Genomic DNA, 22,305 nt, shown 5'->3' on the forward strand with positions numbered 1-22,305 from the left:
ATGGGCTAGAGTGCTCCCAACTTTTTGAGGCTATCTAGGGATTATCTAGGCCGCATCGAAAAACGGTTGAACCATATTGGTGCAACACACTGAACAACACCCATTGAATTAAAACATATCAATAACAATTCAAACTAAGGCAGCATGAGCCTAAAAACGCGTTCAATCACTCAGAAACAGTGTGCAGATCATCCCACTTTGCCTGCTTTTAATGACCAAAAACGGCGAGCGGATAGCACCCAAGCAGGATGAGGCAACGACCTAAACCGTGAGCCGAATAGAAGGATCCATTTAGGCGCCATCAATTCACCCAGAACTACCAAAAAACTCACCTTTTGCCCTACCCTTTACGCCCCTCAATCGTTAACACAAAAGCAACAAAAGCGAGTCGTTGCATCCTCCTCTAGGGTTGATGCAACGACTCGCCTGTAGCCCTACTGCTGCATAGGTTTGAGTGCTCCCAACTTTTTGAGGGGATCTAGGGATTATCTAGGCCGCACCGAAGAACTGTTGAACCCTAATGGTGTAATCCCCCTATCACCACATAACATATCAGCAATAACTGCAACTAAGAAAACGTGTAGAATTCTCACTTGTCATCGTCGCACAGCACGTCAATATCTGCCCTATCAATGCAGGCTGCACCCACAGACATTAGCAAATGCCTAAACGACTAATACATCTGCAGGTAAAACAGCTGGCAAACGTAATACGCCTTAGTGGAGGCTTGAGCCGTATGCTGTGAAAGTTGCACGTACGGTTCTTGGAGAGCGGCACTAGGTAACAAGTGCCGCTTATCCGACCAAAGCTTGCTAACGTAAGTACTCTATTAACGTAAAAAACACGCCGTTGAAAGGCGTGCTTCTTAACGAGAAGTTAAGTATCAGCTAAGCATCAACGAACAAGACTTCACCATTGATAAAACCATCAACTGACCTTTCAAACGCCTTACCTACTAGTTTACCTGGCACTGGCTCGAAGCCAGGCATCATTTCACCATAAACCTCCCATGCTTCCTCAAGTACAGTTGGATTTACGACGTTGATTCGCGTCCCTCTTGGCATTTCGTGTGCGACACACTTAACAAAGGTATCGATTGCACCACTTGTTGTTGCATCCGCAATTGCATAAGGGATTGGTTTAACATTTAAAATGCCGCTAATTAGGGTGAATGAACCATTATCTGCGATATAATCTTGCCCAATACGAACAAGGCTTATTTGTCCCATCATTTTGCTCATAACCGTTGCCATCCATTGTGACTCTGTCATATCGGCAAAACTGGCATATTCACAAAAACCAACCGTGTTTACTACAGCGTCAAAGTGACCTACTTTCTCGTATAAGGCTCTGATAGAGTTTTCATCTGTAATGTCAACGATATGATCTACATCACCAGAGCGTCCTGCGGTAATAACTTTATGGTTACCTAAACCAGATAAAGCAGCTTGTCCCATCTTACCTAAAGCGCCAATTAGAATTACTGTTTTCATGACTCTCTCCGTCTTGCTGATTTGTTTCGACAAGGGCTATGTTAGTGCGAGATAAAAACAATTAGAAACAACATTTCTTTGTAAGTGATACAATAAAAATTGGTAATGAGTTGTTCAGCAAGAAGGGGACTCGAATGAACAAGCTTGATAGGTTGGATATTAAACAGCTCAGAGTTTTTCAGGCGTTAATTCGTGAGCAAAGCGCATCGAAGGCAGCTAGTCAGCTAGGGCTTACCCAACAAGCCGTTAGTGAGCAACTTAAGAAATTAAGGGACGTATTTGAAGATCGATTGTTTCTTCGAAAAACTAATGGTTTTGTACCAACGCCTTTAGCAGAAGAATTATCGCGAGAAATCGACAAACTGCTTAGAGGATTTCAGGAGCTTCTGTCTCCCAAAGTATTTGATCCAACAACGGTTCTAGGAACCTATGTCATAACAGCAACAGACTATGCACAACAAATCGTTCTACCACAGTTAATTGCGACATTGAGACTTAAATCGCCGAACTTAAAAATCATTGTTAGAGATTTTGAATTAGATAGGTTAAATGACTTAATGGAAAGCGGGAAAGTGAACCTAGCGATAGCATTTCCTGACTATATACCTAAACCTTACCCAGTAATTAAGTTGTTTGAAGAACACCATATATGCATAACATCAAATCATTCAACGATTTCTAAAGTAAATCCCTCATTAAAAGAGATAGCAAGCTATCCGACGATTATTGCTTCACCATCCAGACCTAATTTTAAAGGATCAATAGATGATTGGTTCAAGCAGTTTGGTTTAGAGCGTAATGTCGTTGTATCTGCACCTTGTTTTTCCGTAGTTCCACTTTACCTTGAAACAACGGATTCTATTGCTTTCTTGCCTTCTAGAGCGGTAGAAGGATTAAACGTGACACAAATAGTAATGAGCGAGTCACCTGAGCCATTTGATGTTATCGCTGCATGGCATCCCAGGTATAGCAATGATCCGCTACAGAAATGGATTGTTTCTCTGTTAAAAGAAAAATATCTCACATAGGTTGCACTATCTTCTAAGGATGGACAACTAACACGCTTATGTCCCGAACTGTTGTGTAGATTGAGCGCTTAGAGCTCACACTAGACAGCTCAAAATCTCGCAATTCCCCTGACCTATTCGAGCGGAAATAATTAACATCAAAAAAACAAAAACACGTCATTGCATCCTCCTGTAGGGTTGATGCAATGACTCGCCTGTAGCCCTACCGCTGCATGGGTTTGAGTGCTCCCAACTTTTTGAGGAGATCTAGGGATTATCTAGGCCGCATCGAAGCACGGTTGAACCCTAATGGTGCCCCCCCCCTATCCCCAAATAACATACCAGTAACAACTAAGGCTAAGAAAACGTGCGCTATTCTCACTCGCCATCGTCGCACAAAGCCCTATCAATGCCAGCTGCACCCACAATCATCAGCAAATGCTTGAACGACTAACGCACCTGCAGGTAAAGCAGCTGACAAAACGTAAACATGCACATTGATGCTAGGTATCAACACTTATCCGCCTAACTAAATCTCCCTGCCTCACAAAGACTATTTAGCCAGCGTGAGATTAGCGGACACATCGGCAGGTAAACACAGCAGGATCATAGGACCAGACGGAACAACACCCTTAGGTACCGGCGACATAGATCACCGGCATTAACGTATTACAGCCCACAGCTCATGAAGTTCATTGGGATTGGTTAAAGCTGACTACATGGTATGAAGCGTAAGGTGATCGAGTGACACGTCTGCAGGTGAAAAAAGTGGTCTAAGAATAGGTTAAACCGAACGCACGATTGAACTGGATTAGTCTTAACTTAACCTGTAAATATTCAAATCACGATGCAATTAGACCCGATAGATGGCTTTAACCCACTTCTACCCAAAGTTTGCCGCAGCTCGAAGTTCAGGCATTTGTTATCTGATAATTTGAGATACATAATGTAATGACTACCAAAGAGTAAGGTGTGATCATGAGGGATTTGATAAACCGTTACATTGAATCAGACTTGCCTAGTCTGGTTCACGCGCGAACGCGATCATTTTTCATGAGCTTTGGGCTAACAAATCTTTGCCCTATTCTTGGTTAGAGTAGAACCCCTAACTCATACTGCTAGTGCGTATTTGCCCTACCTCAAGTTATCCGTAAAAGTCAGCCTTTATAAAATTATTAGCCGTTTTGTAATCTAATCTCTAAATCTTTTCATTAACCTATTTGACTCTCTCTGGTTGAAGTTCGTCATGAGTTTGTGGTTCTCTCTGAGCGATAGGGACACAAAGGGTGATTTTCAGTATAATTAATGATTATTGAAAATGTATTTATTAATAATTATTGGTTTCTAACTATGCTCAATCCTATTTGGCTTAACACTTTTAAAACATTGGTCGATGTTGGACACTTCACCAAAACGGCCGAATTGCTCCACATGACGCAACCTGGGGTAAGCCAGCACATAAATAAACTAGAAGCTGCATGCGGTTATCCTCTAATAAAGAGATTTAACAAAAAGTTTGAGTTAACAATCTATGGGCGTAAAGTTTACGATTATGCTGTCAAACATTTTGAAGAAGAGTCTGAACTATTACAGAATTTGGCACACGACGAACCTTTCCGAGGTCGCTGTACTATTGGCTGTTCGGGAACTTTCGCCTGGTTGATTTATTCAGAATTACTTTCTTTGCAAACGAGTTATCCAGACTTATCCATTGAGTTAGAAGCAACACCAAACCAACGTATATTTGAGCAAGTACTACAGGGAAAATTGGATATAGGTTTAGTGACAAAAGAACCCAATCCTAAATATTTTGCGAGCCGTATTATTGGTGCGGAGTGTCTTGCTCTTGTGCTGCCACTTTCCGCAGACGAAAACTTATCTATAAATGAATTGTTAATGGAGTTGGGAGTAGTTCGTCATCCAGATTTGGCTCACTATTTCCAAACTTATGTTAATCAAGCCCACAATGATTTACTTAGTTTGGTCGATTTAGAGAATGTTTCGACACAAAGCTACATTAACCAAGTGCATCAAATATTGGTTCCTATAGCTAAGGGTATCGGTTTTACGGTGGTTCCTCGATGGTGCGTCAACCTGTTCGCAGCCAAAGAACAGCTAAAAATATTCAATATTACCGCAGAGATACAGGAGCCTGTGTACTTGGTTAGCAAACTTAATTCACCACTTGCTAGGCGTTATGAACAGATCATTAAAGTTATCGAGAACTCTTTTGATATTGGTTGATGTAAGTTAAGAACTACTATTCAGAAGCTATTAGCTTTTTGATCTTATATCTGACCTAGGAATGAATACAAAAAGGTTGGCATCAGAGCCAACCTTTTGTTTTACGTATTTACTTATTCATAGTCTGAAGCGTAAGTGTCTTCGTAAGAATGTGAGTAGAACTCAAACAGGTTGCCAAACGGGTCTTCCAGATAAACCATTTGTGCTTGTTTTAGCTCGTTTTCTGGATGGTAACGCATGATGTCCATCCGAACTTTACCGCCATACTCTTCAACACGTTTGATTGCTGTATCAAACTGCTCTTTAGGTAGCTGTAAGCAGAAGTGGAAGATACCTAGGCGAGCGAAGTCTACTTCATGACGTTCTTGACGATCTTTCATCTCAAACAGTTCAACGCCGATACCATCTGTTGTTACCAAGTGAGCGATGTTAAAGCCTTTAAAACCTTCACCGAATACCGCAATGCACATACGGCCAATCGCAGATTCTCGTTCTTCAATCACTTTAGTCTTGTTCATTACAATACGAAGACCTAGCGCTTTAGTATAGAATTCAACCGCTTTGTCCATATCACCAACCATAATACCTACGTGATTCATTTTCATAATGTGCTCCAATACATTTCTTTTTGTAACTATCGTTTCGATGGAATGGAATATATGGCTTAATCATTAGCAATTAAAATTATCGATATTTATAAAAATGATAATTTTAAGTTATAATAAAGGTAAGGTGTTACATATCGCCGCCTCAGCGCGATCTAGGCTAGCACGAAAATGTCCAAAAATGAGCCAGTGAATCACTCTACACCAGACTGATTCATGCTGACCTTAAAGCAGACCCATTTCGCCCCGTTTCTTCCTTTCAACGGGGCTTTTTTTTGCCTTAGCATGAATCAGATCTCTAGAGAACTGATTCATATCCCTGTTATGCCTATTCCAACTGGTGATATCGAGAGTTGATTAGTTTGTAGCCCAAAGAGGCGTTACTAATAAAATAGCTAATCCGAATCTGGCTAATAAGGTTTTGTCCCAGAAGTGTGGTGTTAAATAACGACTCTTCAATGTCTACACAATCAAGCCGGCCTAATCACACACACCAGCGCGGCCATAATGTAGCCCGCGACAACCACCTCATCTATGACAAAATCCAATCCGATATCAACGTCACATATACAACTAATATGTTGTATCCATACGCATAAACAACAAATTGGTTGTATTTATACAAATAAACATCTCATTAGTTGTAATCAATAGTAAATAACAACTAATATGATGTTTATAAGAAAAAGATAACCGAGCCAACACCATGAAGCACCTCAGCGAATTAGCCACAGAACTCAAGCACTACCGAGAAGAATTGGCACTAAGTCAGAAAGACATGCTGCTGAACATTGGTATGTCACAGCAACAATACCAACGAATAGAAAGTGGCAGTGATACTCGCTTATCGACATTACTGAGAGTCTTGGAAGGATTAAATCTTGAAATGATGCTCGTTCCTAAACAGCACATAAGTGCAGTAAAAGCACTCATTAACCAAGCAACTTTAGAACCAGAAATTGACCGTCATTCGCCTAACAACTTAACGAGAGAGACGGGCACATCTTGGGATAAGGTCCTACATTCAGTTGATGATAAAGAAGATAACCTATGAAACCGACTGAATCAGTAGAGGCCCTCACGCTTTATTTAAATCATCAACGGATTGCGATACTCACCCATTATTCTGGGGGTAAAAACATTCTGAAATTTGACCCTGAATATATCGCGATGCCAAAAGCACTTCGACCAACATTAACGCTCACCCAACTGCTAGACCCCCACTACATCGATAAAATACAAGTCAGAACACAAAGATTATCATCGGTGCTGTCCAACTTGCTCCCCGAGGGCGCATTGCGGCATTGGATGTCAGCCGCGCTAAAAGTACATGAAAACAACGAATTTCCCATACTGGCATGGGTGGGGAACAATCTTCCCGGCGGCTTAATCGCATCAGCCATAGCAAAAGAAGATATTCCAGCCTGGGCACTATCACCACGGGAAAGAACAGAAGCTATCGTAATCGACATCACCCACACCAGTAATAAGTTCTCACTTGCTGGTGTTCAAATGAAATTCTCGACAAGCAGAAACGATGGACGATTCAACATAAATGCCGATCAAGATGGCCGAGATAGTTGGATTATCAAGACGCCTTCAACAGTACATCGCAATGTCCCGCAAAATGAATACACTGCAATGAAGTTGGCACAAATAATCGGGGTGAATATCCCTGAAATTGAGCTCATTTCACTTAATGCATTGGATATTCTACCTAACATCAAACTCCCAGATGAACCAACGGCATACGCAATTAAACGCTTTGACCGCAGTGATACAGGCCGCATTCATGCAGAGGACTTTGCCCAAATATTCGAAGTTTACGCCCATGATAAATACGGAAAATACAACTACGAAGCCATCGCGAAAGCTCTATACATGAGCAGCTACAATGGACTAAAAGACGTGCAGCAAATGGCAAGGCGATTGCTGGCTAATATCTTGCTCGCCAACGGTGATGCCCACTTAAAAAATTGGAGTGTTATCTACCCAGATACCCAAAATGCGATACTCTCACCCGCTTACGATATTGTGAGCACCTTACCCTACATAGAAGGCGAAACCGCCATTGCCCTCAACATGAATAAACAAAAGCTATGGTACGCCATTGATATCACCAACTTCCAAGCATGGGCAACGAGAACAGGCCTACCATGGCCTGCAATAAAGGCTCATTTACTGGATGCCATGCAACAAGCCCGTACTCTTTGGCCAGAGGCACTTGCTGAACTCCCCATGCATGAAGAGCATAAAGCGATATTAAAAGCTCATTGGGCCAAACTACATAACGACTTTAAAATCCTCTGCTAGCTAATGATATCAGCCCCAATAACAATATTGATTTCGGTTGTAACATCGGGGGTATCAGTGTGAATCAGTCTGGTAGAATGACTCACTAGCTCGCTTTTGGACAAAGCGCGTTAGATTTTTACTATAATTCGTGAGATTCAAATTAAGTCGGTTGTTTGGATAGAACCTTTAGAAACACAAGTTTTCTTACAGCGAATCTCGCATTTTCAGAAATGTTCTCTTACCTCGATTCGGACTATCCGCAATCATACTGATAGGTGATTTTTCGGGATTGAAATTTTCATACCCAATTAACATTTTTCTGACTGTATTTTCATCGAGCACTTTAAATGCCATAGACCATTCAGAAAATGCTCTATGGTCAATATTCCCCTGATAAAAAACTTCGACACTAGTATGTCTTTCGTCCTTAAAAATAGTTTGAAAAAGAGCCCTGACGTTGAGTTCTTCACCCTCAAGAATTTGCATTATCTCCCGATTATGATAAACCAGCATTCCTGTTATACCTGAAGCTTTGTTTTTTGCTCTGGCTTTTTCTAATATGCTTAAAAGTTCAGTTTCTGATAAACCTGCCGGTGCGATACTCGTATAAAGTAATTCAAACAGCATTGTGCTTACGTCCCTTTTGGTTGATTGAAGTTAAATTTACCCTAACGCTTTATTTTTTATGCGCTGCGCTGTTTGCAGGGCATAAATCGTTTGTTGGACTTGGCCGCAGCCAAATCACAATTAATTGGTATGCTTAATGCTATAGGAATTTGAATTTTTTGAGGCAGGTTCTATCGTATCGAGCATTCTGAATTGATTGGATTGCTTAATTTGTAAAAGTTGCATTGAAATATCCTTGTCATAGTAGTGTTCCATCACATCTTTTAAGTCTAGCAGGTACTGGCAGGCTTACACATTTAGCTGAATCACAGTTAAGTGCCGCGCAACAGCTTTGTTCAACAACGTCCAGTTTAAGACCAATCTCCGGTGAGTCGTTTTATTTCAGTTTCACGAAGACAAAACGCTGTATTAATCGACGTTAGGTTATCAAACTTCTCACGGTGAGAAAGTGCAGCATCTTGTTTAATTTTACGTTCCGCACCAGTCACTTGTATTGATAACGTATCAAGATTCTTACTGGCTTTAAATTTACGAAACCAATGTAAATCTAACTCTGTCAGGGTGTTTCTATTAATATAATTCATAACTTCTCGTAGATACTTACCAAATATTGACTTACTTAAAGTGACTATTGATGACTTCATTATCATTGAGCTGAATAATGGAAATTTTTAAGCCCAAGCACTATATGAGTAGTAAAGCCTTGCAGAAAATTACCCGTCATTTTGCATCGAAACGCATAAAAAAGTATTCTACGACACCCCAACACATCACAAACTATTTTTGCTCGATTAAACAACTAATGACCAGCATTAAAATCAACAACAAAGAAACCATAATAAATAGCATATACAAACACTTATAGTTTCTAAGTTAAAGTTATTGCTCATTTTTTTACCATGGTATTATTAAGCTTAAACGTACTAAAGTATCATTATCCCAAGGTAGAATTGGCAAATATCCGGTCGAATTTACATCCATTTTTGCATAATTATCTAAATTGTATTGAGTGTGTTCCGTGTACAGTACTAACTGATCACCAAAACCTAAAAAATCAGTCTGATAGCTTAGCTCAAGTCGGTATTGATTCTCTAACCACTGCTCACTGTCTTGCCAAGTTTGTACGGCAACTTGCATATGTAACTTATCAGTCAAATCAACGCCTAATCGGCCCATAAAGCTATAGGCAAAGCCATCGTTACCAAAATCACCTCTATCGTAACCTCTTGTCCTTGGTACATCATCATCGATTTCAAGTGAGTAATAACCCGCCCCCACTTTTAATTGAGCCTGTAATTGCTGTCCTTCAAAGTTAGCCGCAATTCCAGGGAATACCTTAATTTGTTTTTCAACAGAACTGACGGTATTACGCTTGCCTTGCAAATCGAACTGCCAATCAAATGAATATTCGGAACTGAGGCGATATAGCTCACTTCCTATTGAGTAATCTGATTTAAACCAAAGAGGAATATGATCAGGATCGAGTTTATCAACATCCACGTCAACATAAGCGTCAATCGATGCTGCAAACAAGATGTTGTTTTGGGTTTTATGATCGATTAGCAAGCTTACATTCACACCTAATGTGTGAGAATCCTGTACTGCAAAATCATGACCACCTAAGCTGTAATGCCACTGAGTTTGTTCCTCAGCCACGACCGCAAAAGGTATACACAGGGTAGTCGATATTATTGCCGCGCTGAATTTTTTCAATTGTCCTCCTAATATATTTGATACTTACATCATGAACACGACATAAGTTAAAACGGTATAATCTAGCATGAGCTAATGAGACATACTGTTTTCTTTGTTTATTTTAATAGCTAATTTAGCCATCAAAAAATGTGTATTTGTAATTAATTTCACCATCTATTACTTTTTATCTTAACTAATAAAATGCATAACAAGCACCATATTTTCTCGCTTTTTAACACCTGCACTCATGATCATCGCCTACAAAATGTTAAAATTAACAGCTTTTAATTTATCTTTATGCTCGTTTTTTGTTAAAATTCAGAGCCATTAAGCTAGTCAAGGGGCAAGTATCTTATTCATTCCGTTAGTCATAAAAATCACAATATTACGATTCTCTTTTCATATTGACATTTAAATCTTAGTGTATAAGTAAATGTGATACATTATTTATTCACACAAATAGCACGCCAACTTAATCGGCAAATTTCATTTAATTGAATAGCATCATATTCAATCGCATCCCTTCTCAAGTATCGAGCCAATGCAACTGCTGACTCTAAAGATAGGGCAATTAAGTAATTGATACCAACATCAATTACTTCACCTTTAATTATTGCTTTTTGATATAAATCATAAAGAGGAGAGAAAAGCAATTTCTCGTATTCATTCGATTTTTCATCTGATGTGCCAGGGATTTTTAAGTATTGTTCAAAGCTGAGTTGATCGGCATTTCTTTCTTTAGCAAGTGTTAAAATATTAAACCATACAATACGATAATTATCCCAAGATGAGTTCTCACTTTTTATACCGCCAAGGACTTTTTGTGAAATTGTTGTTATTACCTTTTCCCTAAGTGATATAATCAAATCATCTTTGCAAGTGAAATGTAAATATATAGTTCCGGCCGAAATCCCGGCTTCTTTTGCTATCAATTGCATCGATAGTCCATCAAACCCGTTTAATACAACGATCTTCTCTGCGGCTTCTAAAATTCTATCTCTCTTAGATAACATATTAAATCCTTAAAAATAAAAACAACCAAGGTAGCATTGGCCTTGTACTATTTTATTCTGCAACATTATGTAAAGCATCATTTTTATTAAAAAATTACTTAATCAAAGATCTATCTATATCCAATCATTACTAATTCTGGCGTTAAAAAAATAATAAATTAAATCAGTAACCTCATTTAAAAGTAGTGATATAACATACCGTTTTTCAAAAAATTCTATTCCTCGGCGATAATTTATACAGAGAAATAATGAAAACTTGCCAATAGTCCAGAAAATTCTAAATATGGGATCTGCAAGTTACATCCCTCAAAAATATGCTCTTCAAAATGGGAGCCTTTCGGGCTCCCTCTGTAAGTTATTTTGGAATTCTAAATAACACTGCATAGAGCAATGGGATCACAATCAGTGTCAATACGGTTGCAAACAACAATCCAAACATGATGGTGACTGCCATACTCTTGAAAAAGGGATCCATTAATAAAGGTGCAACCCCCATAATAGTTGTTGCAGCCCCTAATACAACTGGCTTAGCCCGGCTTAAAGAGGCACCAACAACGGCATCGAATGGGGTCGTGCCATCACGGATATCATTATCCGCTTGATCAACCAGCACGATAGCATTTTTCACCATCATCCCTATTAAGCTTAAAAAGCCTAAGATAGCCATAAACTCAAAGGGTGTTTGGTATATCACTAGGCCAATAACGACACCAACGATTGCTAATGGCACCGTCATCCAGATAACGATAGGCTGTTTAAAAGCGTTAAACATGAAAATAACAGCCAAAATCATTGCTGCAAATCCATAAGGCGCAGATACCGCAATTCCTTCATTAGCATCGTTTGAAGCTTTATATTCTCCGTACCATTTCAGTTCATAACCTGAAGGAAGAATGATTTGTTCCATTTTGTCTTTGATACTGAGGAACGCATCGTTAGACAGTACTCCAGGAGCGGGATCAGCCTGAACAAGGATAGTTGGGATCCGATTGATCTTGCGTATTAGTGAGTCCTCCCATTCCAAACCTACAGACGAGACAAACTGGCTAATAGGTATAAAAGCCTGACTTTGTGCACTATATACATTAACGTTTTCAATGACTCTTTTATGTTGGCGCTCAGTTTCCGGTGCTCTTACCACCATTGGAATAAGATCATCATTTTGCCTGAACATCGCGATTTGTCGGCCTGTTAGCGATTGTGCTATTGCCTGATTCAAGTCTTTTGCGCTAAGTCCCTGTTGTTGCATAACTTCAGCAATATAATATGGCTTAATAACTGGGACTTGTTGTCGCCAATCATCTTGCACAGCAATCAGACTATTATCTGCATTCATTAATGCTTTAGCTTCTTCTGCAAGTGCTCGTAATACTTTGGGATCAGGACCTGAAAATCCCGCCTCAATTTTTTTGCCACCGCCGCGACCTAACATAAATTTCCATACTTTAATTGAAGCATCAGGAAAGTTAACAGAAAGTTCGGTTTGTAAGTCATCCAGTAAAACATCAATGTTTTTATAGTCATCAACATCTATCAATAGCTGACCATAAGCTGAGTTTCGTGGCTCCGGTGCATAGCTGAGCATAAATCTCAAACCGCCACTACCAATGAAAGAAGTCACATTTGTTACATGTTCTTTCTGTTTCACAAACTGACTCATGCTAACCATCATATCGGCAGTTTTGTTGATGTCGGTGCCTTGGGGTAAAAATGCATCCACCACAAATTGTGCTCTTTGGGATTCAGGCATAAAACCAGGAGGAATACGTCCCATATTGGCAATGGCGATGAGTAAGAGCGTGAGCAAAACCGCACCAGTGATTAATCGATTACGTAAAACTAAGAGTAAGATCTTATGATAAAAAGTTAAAATAAGACTTTCTTTGGCAGCCTTAGCATTTTTATCAACGGTTAAAAACTGATAGCACAGTAGTGGGGTTATTGTGATAGCAAATAGCCAACTTAAAAACATGGAGTAACAAATCACCCAGAATAATGACCCTGCATATTCCCCCATATCACTTGGCGATAACCCAATAGCGCTAAAGGCTAGAATTCCAACAACAGTCCCTCCAAGTAGGGGCCAGATTGTAGAGTTCACGACTTCTTTAATCGCCGAGAGTTTATCTTGGCCTTGTTGTAAACGAACTAACACACCATCGGTTACGACAATGGCATTATCAACCAGCATTCCAAGGGCAATAATTAACGCGCCAAGGGAGATCCGTTGCATGGCGATATCATCAATCAGCATAATGATAAGCGTACCGGCGACGGTCAGTAGTAAAACAAATCCGATGATAATTCCCGATCTCACTCCCATAAAGATCAATAAAACAACAAATACAATAACCACTGCCGCAATAAGATTATCGATAAAATTAGCGACAGAGGCACGTACAGAGTCCGATTGAATCGATATTTCATTGAGTTCCATACCAATGGGACGTTGGGATTCAAGTTCTGCTAGGCGTTGTTTAACAGCATCGCCCATTTCGACGACATTTCCGCCTGAAACATTAGAAATACCTAAGCCGATAGCATGTTCACCGTTGTATGACATCAACACTGAGAAAGGTTCTTTGTAGTCTTGATACACATTTGCGATTTGATTGAGCTGTAAAACAGTATTAGTGCTATTAATACCAATCTTTAGATTTTTTAAGTCATCCATTGTCTTTAAGGTGTTGTTGGGGATAACTGGAAGCCTCATGCCATCAAGTTCAATATCTCCTGCAACTGTGACTAACGTTTGATGCTGTAAAGTTTGGTATATCTGTTCAAGGCTGACGCCATATTGTTGTAGGCGTTCAGAGGATAGCTCAATAAAAATTTGCTCTGTTTTTGTTCCTAATGTCGCTGTCTTGGCGACACCTTTGACTAATGCAAGTTCCTTTTGTAAAAATTTTACATAATCATTGAGTTGTTTATCAGTATAGCCCGGCCCAGTTATTGCGTAGAACAGGGCATACACATCCGCAAAGTCATCATTAACAAATGACGGTCCAGCCCCAGTAGGCAGATTTCTTTGTGCATCAGAGACTTTGCGGCGCAATTTATCCCAAACTTGATCAAGTTCCGCTTTTGTTTTTGAGAATTCGAGCTTGATTTCAACGGTGACCTCAGAACTACCTTGTTTAGATATCGATTTTACTTCTTTAAGCTCTTGTAAAGATTGTACAGCAGTTTCAATCACTTCCGTTACTTCGTCTGCTACTTCTACGGCAGATGCACCTGAGTAGGGGGTAACAATAACGGCCTGACGAATAATAAACTCAGGATCTTCGAATCGCCCTAAATTTTTATAACTAATAAAACCACCAATTAATAGCAGAATTATGATTACCCATAGACTGTTCTTTTTCTGAATAGCGTAATTTGCAATATTCATTACTTGGCCCCTTCAGAATCTAATGGTCTAACCATATCCCCTTCTTTGAGTGAGTTTACGCCAGCGATTACCACTTTATCTTGCGGTTGTAATCCACTGGTAATGATTATTCTGTCTCCAAGTAATGTTCCTGTTTCAACCATTTTTTTGGTAACTTTGCTATCCATATCCACTAGCCATACATATTTTTTACCCATGTTATCGGGAGATATGGCGCTAAGAGGAAGCGATATTTGCATTGCATCAGTAGAATTTGCCTCAGGTGTTACATTTATCGACATGCCTGGCAATACATTTTGATTTTTCAAGTCAGAAAACCCTAGGATCACATTATATGTTTGCGTCAACTGCTCGGATTCTAAAGTGAAATATTTATAGTAAAGAGGAAAATCAATGTCATTAAGACCTTCAATATGTCCGACGGCATTTTTATTCCGACTACCTTCTGCAAAAAGTTTACTTGGCACATCAATGACTACTTCCAAATCATTCAGATTTTGCAAAATAAATATCATTTGATTGGGTTGAACGACAGAGAACTCATTCATGAGTTTTTTTGTGATGACACCGGAAAAAGGCGCTTTTATTTTAGTGTGTTCGAGGGCCTCAATAGCTGAATTGAATTTATTTTTGGCGAGATCACGTTCGGTTTTTAACTTTTCAAGATCACTTTTGGATATAGCTTGAGTTGAGTTATAAATGGACAAACCGCGCTGATAATCAGCTTCAGCTTTGCTGAATTGAGTTTTTGCAGAGCTTAAAGCAATTTTTTGCTCATAATCGTCGAGTTCCGCAAGTAGTTGCCCTTGGTTGACCGCGACACCTTCTTGAGCATTGATTTTAGCAATTTTCCCCGCAACCTTAAAAGATAACTCAACCCTCTGTGCTGCGCGGACTAGGCCAGTGAAGCTTAGCCCTGATACATCAGAAGCAGCGATTTCTTCTATCATTGCTGGGCGTGAAAATGAAGTATCAGTTGTTACCGTGTTGATTTGTTTATCACAACCGGTGGCAAATGAAGCTAATGCTATGATTAAAAAAGATTTTAAATGATTATTCTTACTCAAAAATGTATTCATAAGTTTTCCTAGTTAACCGTGTGATTAAGCCTATATCTCGTAAAAAATAATTATAAAACATACAATTACAATGTTACTAATTTGTTTTTTATAGCTGCAATTTAGGTCATACTAAATTGTGACAGTTTCACAATATCCTTCAATCAAAGAGTGAGATTAAACACACAAAACAAAGCACCTATAGAAATAGGTGCTTTGTTATCTAGGTCTGTTTTACTATTTTTTAGAAAAGCGTTTCCATTCACTGAGTTTTAAGAGTGAACGACATTCATTTTTATCTAACTTATCGCCTAAATATTGACCTTTACGATTAGCATTATCCCTTCCTAAGGCATAGCTTAACTTTTCTGAGCTCGACATCTTCCTGAACTCATCTGCTGCTCGTAAACGTGCCCATTTATAGCGTCCGTCATCCTCATATTTCTCTTCACAGTACTTCATTGCCCCTGTAAAGGCACCAAGTTTATATTCATGAGAATTAGGACTATCCGCTACTGCAACCCAAGATGTGAAGACGATTAAAATCAAAAATCCGCTTCTTACTATCTTATTCATATGTTACTCATACCCATTATGAAATTTTACGATTTAAATTAAACTTAAAACTGATACACAATTGAGACCATTGCCATAGTGAAACTATCACTATTAACAATCGGGGAGCGAGTAATATCATTATCTAATACAATATGTCTTAAAAATGCATTGGCATTTAATGATTTGGTCAGTTGATATGAAACTATTAAGTTTAGAGCTAAGTCTGTTGTACTATCTAGCTCATAGTTACTATATCCATAGTAATAATTAGCTACATCAGCACTCTTAAAGTTCACACCTACAGAAGGTATCAATGTTAAATCCTGAGTTAGTCTCCATGGATAGCTATAATTAACTTTGAAAATACTGCCTTCACTGTGGCCTGATATGTCATATAAAGCTGAGGTATTAAATATGCCTATGGCAGAGCTATAAGTTAGCTTAGCTCCAGAGTAAATAGATATCTTACGGTCGCCCAAAGCATTAACTACGGGATTAATAGAATCTGAAGCCTTCAAAAAATCTTCACCTAGTTCAGTGGCGAATGACAACTTGAGTCGATTACTCTGCCATAAATCATACTCTAAGTTAAAGATACTCGCTTTGAGTCTTTCACCTTTGTAATGAATTAAAGGGAGGCCATAGTTTTGATCATCAATACCTTTGTAGGGGGATGTTAAAGCAAGAACTCCGGCACCAATTGACCATTCAGCTTCATTAGCGATGGAATTTGTTGAAAACCCTAAAATTAATATGGACGTAAATATGACTTTACTGCACAGCTTGAACATAAAAAAACCTAATTTAAGTTAAAAATCACGAAAGCACCATTTTGGTGCATATATGAATACTCATTCATTTTGATCGGAATGCTACATTTCCAGCAACTTCTTGTCAAGGTGTTTGAAATTTAACCTACAAGTAAACAATAGAATCGAGAGATAAAAATTTTAGATAAAAGACTATTTTGTTTGAGGTGGTTATAAGCGTAAGAATATGAAATATTGAGATAAATTGTCAGTAATATTTTTAAATGATGGTGGCGTAGCTCATCTAATATTTCATTAGATGGCACTAGTGTATTATCTGGGATTTGTTTCCTAAATCGGTTCAGTGAACAAAACTTTCATCACAGTTTAAATAAAACGATATACTGGGTTTCAGGCATACCCTGCCCTATGAGCTTGTTCAGCCCCCTTATAATGACGTAAGTCTTTCCCACCTGTGCATGGCGGTTTCTGAGATCGACTGGCGATGATAACCTTCTGTTTCTTCTATTACTTATTTGAGGCATGAAGCTGTTGCCAACTGACGACTAAGTTTCGTGGATGCCCTTATTCCCATAACGCTGCGCCTTCCCGATGTGGGATCAGCGCCAAGGCACGTTTTCGGCGAACTGCTCCGTGACAGGCTTTCGTGTTGTAAACGTCATAACCCAGGATATTGAGGATTTTTAATGGATTCGTTTGAGTCAATTGGCCAAGACTTCAGCGTCTGTCACACCTGATAAACTGAGCTCTGTAGTTATAAACATATTTATTGAATTAAAAATGTCAAATAAACACGAACTATTAGCAACCATCCTCTGTTGTAAAAAGGTATTTATCGATTAGCACAAGATTAGTTTTAAACCAAAGAACTTTGGCCTTGCTAAACCAGAAGTAACTATATGTATCTCGGGTTTATTGATTTTTGATAAAAATGCAAAGGAGGTCACGCAAATAATGTCTTAGTCACATGCAAGGTTATGTTATCTTGCGGGCTGTTTTTTTGATTTGGTTATCTATATGAATAAATTAATATTATCTAGCTTTTTAATCATCATTGCAGGCTGTAGCGCTAAGCTTCAATACATTCCAGGAGCTACAGGAATCCAAGCTTTATCCAACAGTGATGATGCGATTGCGAAGTGTGTCGTGATTGGTACATCGAGTATCGAATCACAACACCCTAATAACTTCAGAAAAGCTATTGCTAATACGGTTTATATGGAAGGCGGTACTCATTATAAGATTATATCTACAGATGAAAGTTTAAGGGGGAAAATTACTGGAGCTGCATTTGATATTTATAAATGCAGTAACATTTAATATTCTGATATCTACAAAAATGATCACCTCGGTCTTGGCCGCATGCCGTGATTTAGGTTTTCAAAATCTGACTCGATGTGACCGATATAAGCCATAAGATCATCAGCGTTATCTAATTAAAACAGTTTTCCAAGACAAGGATGTTAACTGCTTAATATGCAATTCCCAAAATGGCAAGAAAGCTAAAAATAAGTTAAGTTGTATTCTTTTATGATCTGTATATTGAACGCGATATACAGATCATAAACTCCTTGTGGGAAATGGCGTATTTTGACAAGAGAACCATTCAGACAATTCTACATTCATGCACTTAATTACCACTGCACAACCCCATATAATACAAAGATAAATCCACAAAACAATCATTTGTAAAAGCATAGTTTCATTGTGGTCAATATAGAGATCACACCTAAGCTCAGTGCATCATTTAATAGCGAATGAGTTTGCATAGGTATCTGTCTGCATATTTGATAAAATCCGGTCAACGGGTTAGTAGTCTTGGTGGACAACCGTCTAACCCGCCAGCCCTCGTAAGAGGGCGTTCTTTCTAATTCATCCTATCTAGCAGTGCCATTTCGGCTTTTCTTAGCCAGAAGATGTAGGACTTTTTGCTGTCAAATCCCATTAAGGCCCACTGCTCTTTGCACAGATAATGGGCGCGGATAGCGCGTTTGCAGTTTATCGATAACTGCTCAACGAGGTGGTCAAAATGGGCGACGTGGGCAGGCACGTTGAGTTCGTGCTTTAGGTTGCCGCCGCCCAAGGCTTCACCTAAGCGGTCGCAGGCGCTGCGGTTTGAAAAACCCTTGCCCAACTCTTGGTGCACCCAATAACGGCCCCAGCGATGCAACCCTAACCGCAACGCCTTAATGTTCATCCTCTGCTCGGGTTCATCACTAAAGCCCATTGGCCACCTCATTTATCTTCTCAATCGAAAGCTTAAACACATCAAGGCATATCGATGTCACATCGTCATAGGGCGCAGTAGTACGGCCATTTTCCCAACGTTGGTAAGTGTTGCGGCTAATGCCGTAAATCTCAGCCACTTCGTCTTGGGTCATGCCCCGTAAACGGCGCCCTACTTTCAATACATCCGCGGCGCGATTAGCCATAAATCCTCCTGCGTGAAGTCCATAACCCAGTTGTGCTAATTGATATTGTTATTATTAGCGTCATAACCACCCCACTAACATTGGCTCGTCCGGCTCGCTCGGCTCAGTGGTCGATTGGCGCATAATCTCGGGCGCCACATCATCAAACCCTAGCGTGATTAAGTGCGCGTGGTAGGCATCCAACGCCATCAACATGCCCTTATCTAAGGTGCTGTTGACGTAAGTGCGCAGCAGTAATGGCAAGGTGTGATTCAAAATCCGCTCACCGACCATGGTATCTACGCCCATATCCGCAATAATGGTGCGGCACAGTTTTCTTAGTGCGTGCGAGGTAAACGCCTTAAACCGAATCGTTTCACTCCAATACTGTGCGGTGCGAATGCTCACCGGCCCCACCTCACCTGGGAACAAAAACGCCCGCTTGCCCACATGCGTGTATTGCCACTGGGCGTAATGGGTTATCAGCTTCTTGGCCGTCGGCGTCATGGGCAGTCGGTGCTCTTGGCGGTTCTTGGCATTCTCGGCGGGAATAAACCAATAATCGCCGGCAAAGTGGTCCCATCTGGCTAAACGGGTTTCACCAATGCGGGTCCCGAACATCAACATCAGCACAAACAACATGGCCACCGGTCTTGCTGCATTTCGCAATGCACTGAATAACGGGCCCACATCCGACTCGCTTAATTGCGTGCCCACCAAAGGCGGCATCTTCAAACTCATTTGCACCCGATACCCCGCCAAGCTATTGGTGTCTAACACCCGTAAATCGGCCGCAACCGATAACGCCCGTTTCAACACTTTCACCGCGGCTTTGATGTAATTGGCCGAGTAGCCCTGCGCTAACATGGGTTTGATTAAATAACTGTCCACCGCGATAAAGTTCAGCTCATTAAGCGGTAACTCAGCAAAGCAGCCGCTGAGATGTTTACTCACTAACGATTTACAGTTACTGCGCCAACTGTTGCTTAAGGTGCGGTTACACTCCACATGGCTTACAAACCACGCCAGCAATTGCGAAACAGTGGTAAATTCGTTGCTGATTACCGTTTGGCCCATGCTACGTTTGGCGAGCAAGCTAGGTAACTCGGTTAAAAAGGTCTTCAAGCACATCACTGGCCACACACCCTGTTTTTGCCACACGGTTTTGCCCGCTTCGTTCATCACTAAATACACTGAGGCTTGGCGTCTATCGGTTGAGGCCCGTAACCGCACCGCCGGAAACTGCGTGTCCCGAAAGTCCCGCGTTATCCCTGCCCGCAACCAACGGCGCAATACCGCATCGTTCAACTTGCCTTGCTCCACGCCTGTTGCTGTCACAATCTGCGCCATCTAGCCCTCCAACCGATATTCAAAGGTGTGATGGGTACCCGAGCGTATGCGCTTCACTCGCTGGTTAATCGGCATATCCCGAAACCGCGCACTTAAGGCTGTCTCACTGTCGTGAACCCCAAAGCGGTTAAAGCTCTCTTGCTGGATTTCAAACAGGGTCCAAAACCGTTTACCTGTGATGATGCGCATCAAGCGTTCGCGCTGTGTCAGTGGTTTATTCGCCATCGTTTGCCCCCTTAAGCCCAAGGTTGGTTCGTAAATTGGCAATAATTGATTTCGCCTTTGCCGCCTCAGTGGGCCGCGTCACCGTTTCAGGTAGTGCCTTTGGCAATTCCACATCGGTCAACTCGCCACGGCTAAAGCGCCGACACAACACTTTGTAATTGCGCTCAAAGGTCATTAACACGTCCTTTTCAAGCCCAGTCGCAAACATCCAACTGCCCGTCTCGCGCACCGCTAACCGCACCACATCATGGCTCCACGTATGCTTGTCGGGGTGATGGTAATGGCGCGCAGCCTCCTTAAACGCCGCCTCCAACTTGGGCAGCCCCAAATCACAAGCCGTGGGTTGGCACCAAAGCGCAAACTGGCGCGGTGTCGGCCAAAACTGCCTATCGCCCTGCTCGCGTCTAGCACGATTCAGCCCCGCTTGCACTTGCTCGCGGCTGGCAATCCCCTGCGCCGCCAACGTTTTAAGCCACTCGGCTTTGTGGGTCGCTTCATCCTCAGGCCGCGGTGCACTCACAGGGAACAACACCCGCAACTTGCTAAACACGCTGTCCACAATCGCCATGTCCATTGCCGTGGGCTCAGGTTGGCTAACACGCCCCTGCCCAACCAGCGGCTGGCGGATTAAGGTCTGCAGTGATTTCATGCTCGCATTTTGATTAGCCGTCATATCAAGGGGTCCTCTGGGTCATACACCGCGTAGCTCCAATCCACTTGCCCAACGGCGGTACCCATTGGTCTTGGCAACGGCGTTAGCCAATGGCGTTCGCGGATAAACTTGGTAATGCCGAGCACAAACTGGCCGTTAGCGCTAAAGCCCCAACTCGCATCCAGCGCCGCAGCCTCCTTCAACCACGTCACCGCCAACACACAATCAGCATCGGTCAGCTTTTCGGCCTTCCACGCTTTCCACGCAGCCGCATCCGACCCGCCTTTGCGATGGGCGGGGTACGCTTTGAAAAACGCATTGAAAACCGACTTAGCACTCGTTGCTGGACAAGAGTCTTTTAAAGATTCTTTGATAGATTCAAGATTGATAGATTCTGGGTGAACCAGATTCACTAGGGGTGGTGAACCACGTTCACTAGCTAGTGAACCATATTCACTAGGGGGTGAATTTGCTTCACTAGGGGGTGAATTTGCTTCACTAGGGGATAGTGAAGCACATTCACTAGGGGGCAAATCTGCGCCATTGGGGGATAGTGAATTTGCTTCACCCCTTAATACAGCAGCGTCTCCGTTGCATTTTGGCGCCACAGCCTCAAAACGAATGTGGAAAATATTGGTGGAGTTACCCTTCTCGCCCTTGCGATATTCGCGCCGTAAAAAGCCGTCGTCCTCCAACGTTTTTACGTGGTTCATCACACTGCGGCGGGTTATCTCACACTGCTCAGCAATGTTCTGGTAACTCGGCCAGCATTCGCCTTGGTCATTGGCGTTATCAGCAAGCTTGATCAACACCAGCTTGCGCAGTGGATTACCCACCTTGGCCTTCATCGCTTTTACCATCAATTCCATACTCATAAGTCACCCCCAAACAGAGCAACCCACAAACTTGAA

Annotated in this window: 21 protein-coding genes and 1 pseudogene; 5 read left to right on the plus strand and 17 right to left on the minus strand. The window is 41.2% G+C overall.

The features are described 5' to 3' along the window. Window positions 1–887: 887 nt before the first annotated feature. Window positions 888–1,493, minus strand: a complete 606-nt coding sequence (locus tag Q4Q54_RS17615) for a short chain dehydrogenase (protein WP_311989133.1) — start codon at window positions 1,491–1,493, stop codon at window positions 888–890. Between the two features lie 134 nt (window positions 1,494–1,627). On the opposite strand from Q4Q54_RS17615, the gene Q4Q54_RS17620 reads away from it, so the two are divergent. Together Q4Q54_RS17620 and Q4Q54_RS17625 are read left to right on the plus strand one after the other, a co-directional pair. Continuing rightward, a complete protein-coding gene (locus tag Q4Q54_RS17620; RefSeq protein ID WP_012196890.1) occupies window positions 1,628–2,521 on the plus strand; it encodes a LysR family transcriptional regulator in 894 nt (297 codons plus the stop codon). A gap of 1,284 nt (window positions 2,522–3,805) precedes the next feature. Further along, window positions 3,806–4,744, plus strand: a complete 939-nt coding sequence (locus Q4Q54_RS17625; RefSeq protein WP_006087342.1) for a LysR family transcriptional regulator — start codon at window positions 3,806–3,808, stop codon at window positions 4,742–4,744. Window positions 4,745–4,857: 113 nt separating this feature from the next. Here Q4Q54_RS17625 and Q4Q54_RS17630 read toward each other — a convergent pair whose 3' ends face one another. Further along, window positions 4,858–5,349: a VOC family protein gene (locus tag Q4Q54_RS17630; RefSeq protein WP_006087343.1), complete on the minus strand. Its 492-nt coding sequence runs from the start codon at window positions 5,347–5,349 to the stop codon at window positions 4,858–4,860. Window positions 5,350–6,055: 706 nt separating this feature from the next. On the opposite strand from Q4Q54_RS17630, the gene Q4Q54_RS17635 reads away from it, so the two are divergent. Then, window positions 6,056–6,403, plus strand: coding sequence for a helix-turn-helix domain-containing protein (locus Q4Q54_RS17635; RefSeq protein WP_115334829.1), 348 nt, complete (start codon window positions 6,056–6,058; stop codon window positions 6,401–6,403). Continuing rightward, window positions 6,400–7,662, plus strand: coding sequence for a type II toxin-antitoxin system HipA family toxin (locus Q4Q54_RS17640; RefSeq protein ID WP_311989134.1), 1,263 nt, complete (start codon window positions 6,400–6,402; stop codon window positions 7,660–7,662). The genes Q4Q54_RS17635 and Q4Q54_RS17640 overlap by 4 nt, the downstream gene beginning before the upstream one ends. 186 nt (window positions 7,663–7,848) lie before the next feature. Here the strand turns inward: Q4Q54_RS17640 and Q4Q54_RS17645 are convergent, their stop codons facing one another. The 9 genes and pseudogenes from Q4Q54_RS17645 to Q4Q54_RS17685 form a co-directional block, all read right to left on the minus strand. Beyond that, window positions 7,849–8,271: a BLUF domain-containing protein gene (locus Q4Q54_RS17645; protein WP_311989135.1), complete on the minus strand. Its 423-nt coding sequence runs from the start codon at window positions 8,269–8,271 to the stop codon at window positions 7,849–7,851. A 350-nt stretch (window positions 8,272–8,621) separates the two neighbouring features. After that, the gene (locus Q4Q54_RS17650) at window positions 8,622–8,855 is read right to left on the minus strand and encodes a hypothetical protein (RefSeq protein ID WP_311989136.1); all 234 of its coding nucleotides are present in this window, start codon (window positions 8,853–8,855) and stop codon (window positions 8,622–8,624) included. 310 nt (window positions 8,856–9,165) lie between these two features. Then, window positions 9,166–9,984, minus strand: a complete 819-nt coding sequence (locus Q4Q54_RS17655; protein WP_311989137.1) for a hypothetical protein — start codon at window positions 9,982–9,984, stop codon at window positions 9,166–9,168. A 425-nt stretch (window positions 9,985–10,409) separates the two neighbouring features. After that, complete coding sequence (locus tag Q4Q54_RS17660) at window positions 10,410–10,979, minus strand: TetR/AcrR family transcriptional regulator (protein ID WP_311989139.1); 570 nt, start codon at window positions 10,977–10,979, stop codon at window positions 10,410–10,412. 355 nt (window positions 10,980–11,334) lie between these two features. Continuing rightward, window positions 11,335–14,370, minus strand: coding sequence for an efflux RND transporter permease subunit (locus Q4Q54_RS17665; RefSeq protein ID WP_311989140.1), 3,036 nt, complete (start codon window positions 14,368–14,370; stop codon window positions 11,335–11,337). Continuing rightward, entirely contained in the window at window positions 14,370–15,449 is a 1,080-nt protein-coding gene (locus tag Q4Q54_RS17670; RefSeq protein ID WP_261274006.1) for an efflux RND transporter periplasmic adaptor subunit, read from the minus strand. Before Q4Q54_RS17670 ends, Q4Q54_RS17665 begins: the two co-directional genes overlap by 1 nt. Before the next feature lie 216 nt (window positions 15,450–15,665). Then, the gene (locus tag Q4Q54_RS17675; protein WP_131525966.1) at window positions 15,666–16,004 is read right to left on the minus strand and encodes a hypothetical protein; all 339 of its coding nucleotides are present in this window, start codon (window positions 16,002–16,004) and stop codon (window positions 15,666–15,668) included. Window positions 16,005–16,048: 44 nt separating this feature from the next. Beyond that, window positions 16,049–16,777 carry a MipA/OmpV family protein gene (locus tag Q4Q54_RS17680; protein WP_261274005.1) on the minus strand — a complete coding sequence of 243 codons (729 nt, stop codon included), beginning with the start codon at window positions 16,775–16,777 and terminating at the stop codon, window positions 16,049–16,051. Window positions 16,778–17,115: 338 nt separating this feature from the next. Continuing rightward, window positions 17,116–17,514, minus strand: a pseudogene (locus Q4Q54_RS17685) (IS5/IS1182 family transposase); the annotation flags it as partial. A 259-nt stretch (window positions 17,515–17,773) separates the two neighbouring features. Here Q4Q54_RS17685 and Q4Q54_RS17690 point away from each other — a divergent pair. After that, on the plus strand, window positions 17,774–18,076 hold the full coding sequence (locus Q4Q54_RS17690) for a hypothetical protein (RefSeq protein ID WP_311989141.1): 303 nt from the start codon (window positions 17,774–17,776) through the stop codon (window positions 18,074–18,076). A gap of 547 nt (window positions 18,077–18,623) precedes the next feature. Here the strand turns inward: Q4Q54_RS17690 and Q4Q54_RS17695 are convergent. From Q4Q54_RS17695 to Q4Q54_RS17720, 6 genes are read right to left on the minus strand one after another with little or no spacing between them, the layout of a single operon-like run. Next, window positions 18,624–18,983 (minus strand): hypothetical protein, encoded by a 360-nt coding sequence (locus Q4Q54_RS17695; RefSeq protein ID WP_311989142.1) that lies wholly within the window; start codon window positions 18,981–18,983, stop codon window positions 18,624–18,626. After that, window positions 18,973–19,188 carry a helix-turn-helix transcriptional regulator gene (locus Q4Q54_RS17700; RefSeq protein WP_006082023.1) on the minus strand — a complete coding sequence of 72 codons (216 nt, stop codon included), beginning with the start codon at window positions 19,186–19,188 and terminating at the stop codon, window positions 18,973–18,975. Before Q4Q54_RS17700 ends, Q4Q54_RS17695 begins: the two co-directional genes overlap by 11 nt. A 60-nt stretch (window positions 19,189–19,248) precedes the next feature. Beyond that, window positions 19,249–20,517, minus strand: coding sequence for a tyrosine-type recombinase/integrase (locus Q4Q54_RS17705; protein ID WP_311989143.1), 1,269 nt, complete (start codon window positions 20,515–20,517; stop codon window positions 19,249–19,251). Then, on the minus strand, window positions 20,518–20,742 hold the full coding sequence (locus Q4Q54_RS17710; RefSeq protein ID WP_048908676.1) for a hypothetical protein: 225 nt from the start codon (window positions 20,740–20,742) through the stop codon (window positions 20,518–20,520). Continuing rightward, complete coding sequence (locus Q4Q54_RS17715) at window positions 20,732–21,415, minus strand: replication protein P (RefSeq protein ID WP_311989144.1); 684 nt, start codon at window positions 21,413–21,415, stop codon at window positions 20,732–20,734. Before Q4Q54_RS17715 ends, Q4Q54_RS17710 begins: the two co-directional genes overlap by 11 nt. Further along, the gene (locus Q4Q54_RS17720; RefSeq protein ID WP_311989145.1) at window positions 21,412–22,269 is read right to left on the minus strand and encodes a helix-turn-helix domain-containing protein; all 858 of its coding nucleotides are present in this window, start codon (window positions 22,267–22,269) and stop codon (window positions 21,412–21,414) included. The genes Q4Q54_RS17715 and Q4Q54_RS17720 overlap by 4 nt, the downstream gene beginning before the upstream one ends. Window positions 22,270–22,305 lie beyond the last annotated feature (36 nt).

The sequence above is a fragment of the Shewanella sp. SP2S2-4 genome (assembly GCF_031932025.1).
GTDB classification, from domain to species: Bacteria; Pseudomonadota; Gammaproteobacteria; order Enterobacterales; family Shewanellaceae; genus Shewanella; species Shewanella baltica.

Coding starts and splice junctions, on each gene's coding strand:
- Q4Q54_RS17720 (WP_311989145.1), bottom strand. CDS start 22,269: ATGAGTATGGAATTGATGGTAAAAGCGATGAAGGCCAAGGTGGGTAAT.
- Q4Q54_RS17625 (WP_006087342.1), top strand. CDS start 3,806: ATGATTATTGAAAATGTATTTATTAATAATTATTGGTTTCTAACTATG.
- Q4Q54_RS17645 (WP_311989135.1), bottom strand. CDS start 8,271: ATGCTGTTTGAATTACTTTATACGAGTATCGCACCGGCAGGTTTATCA.
- Q4Q54_RS17705 (WP_311989143.1), bottom strand. CDS start 20,517: ATGGCGCAGATTGTGACAGCAACAGGCGTGGAGCAAGGCAAGTTGAAC.
- Q4Q54_RS17650 (WP_311989136.1), bottom strand. CDS start 8,855: ATGAATTATATTAATAGAAACACCCTGACAGAGTTAGATTTACATTGG.
- Q4Q54_RS17710 (WP_048908676.1), bottom strand. CDS start 20,742: ATGGCGAATAAACCACTGACACAGCGCGAACGCTTGATGCGCATCATC.
- Q4Q54_RS17620 (WP_012196890.1), top strand. CDS start 1,628: ATGAACAAGCTTGATAGGTTGGATATTAAACAGCTCAGAGTTTTTCAG.
- Q4Q54_RS17715 (WP_311989144.1), bottom strand. CDS start 21,415: ATGACGGCTAATCAAAATGCGAGCATGAAATCACTGCAGACCTTAATC.
- Q4Q54_RS17640 (WP_311989134.1), top strand. CDS start 6,400: ATGAAACCGACTGAATCAGTAGAGGCCCTCACGCTTTATTTAAATCAT.
- Q4Q54_RS17695 (WP_311989142.1), bottom strand. CDS start 18,983: ATGGGCTTTAGTGATGAACCCGAGCAGAGGATGAACATTAAGGCGTTG.
- Q4Q54_RS17680 (WP_261274005.1), bottom strand. CDS start 16,777: ATGTTCAAGCTGTGCAGTAAAGTCATATTTACGTCCATATTAATTTTA.
- Q4Q54_RS17675 (WP_131525966.1), bottom strand. CDS start 16,004: ATGAATAAGATAGTAAGAAGCGGATTTTTGATTTTAATCGTCTTCACA.
- Q4Q54_RS17700 (WP_006082023.1), bottom strand. CDS start 19,188: ATGGCTAATCGCGCCGCGGATGTATTGAAAGTAGGGCGCCGTTTACGG.
- Q4Q54_RS17615 (WP_311989133.1), bottom strand. CDS start 1,493: ATGAAAACAGTAATTCTAATTGGCGCTTTAGGTAAGATGGGACAAGCT.
- Q4Q54_RS17690 (WP_311989141.1), top strand. CDS start 17,774: ATGAATAAATTAATATTATCTAGCTTTTTAATCATCATTGCAGGCTGT.
- Q4Q54_RS17665 (WP_311989140.1), bottom strand. CDS start 14,370: ATGAATATTGCAAATTACGCTATTCAGAAAAAGAACAGTCTATGGGTA.
- Q4Q54_RS17670 (WP_261274006.1), bottom strand. CDS start 15,449: ATGAATACATTTTTGAGTAAGAATAATCATTTAAAATCTTTTTTAATC.
- Q4Q54_RS17630 (WP_006087343.1), bottom strand. CDS start 5,349: ATGAAAATGAATCACGTAGGTATTATGGTTGGTGATATGGACAAAGCG.
- Q4Q54_RS17635 (WP_115334829.1), top strand. CDS start 6,056: ATGAAGCACCTCAGCGAATTAGCCACAGAACTCAAGCACTACCGAGAA.
- Q4Q54_RS17660 (WP_311989139.1), bottom strand. CDS start 10,979: ATGTTATCTAAGAGAGATAGAATTTTAGAAGCCGCAGAGAAGATCGTT.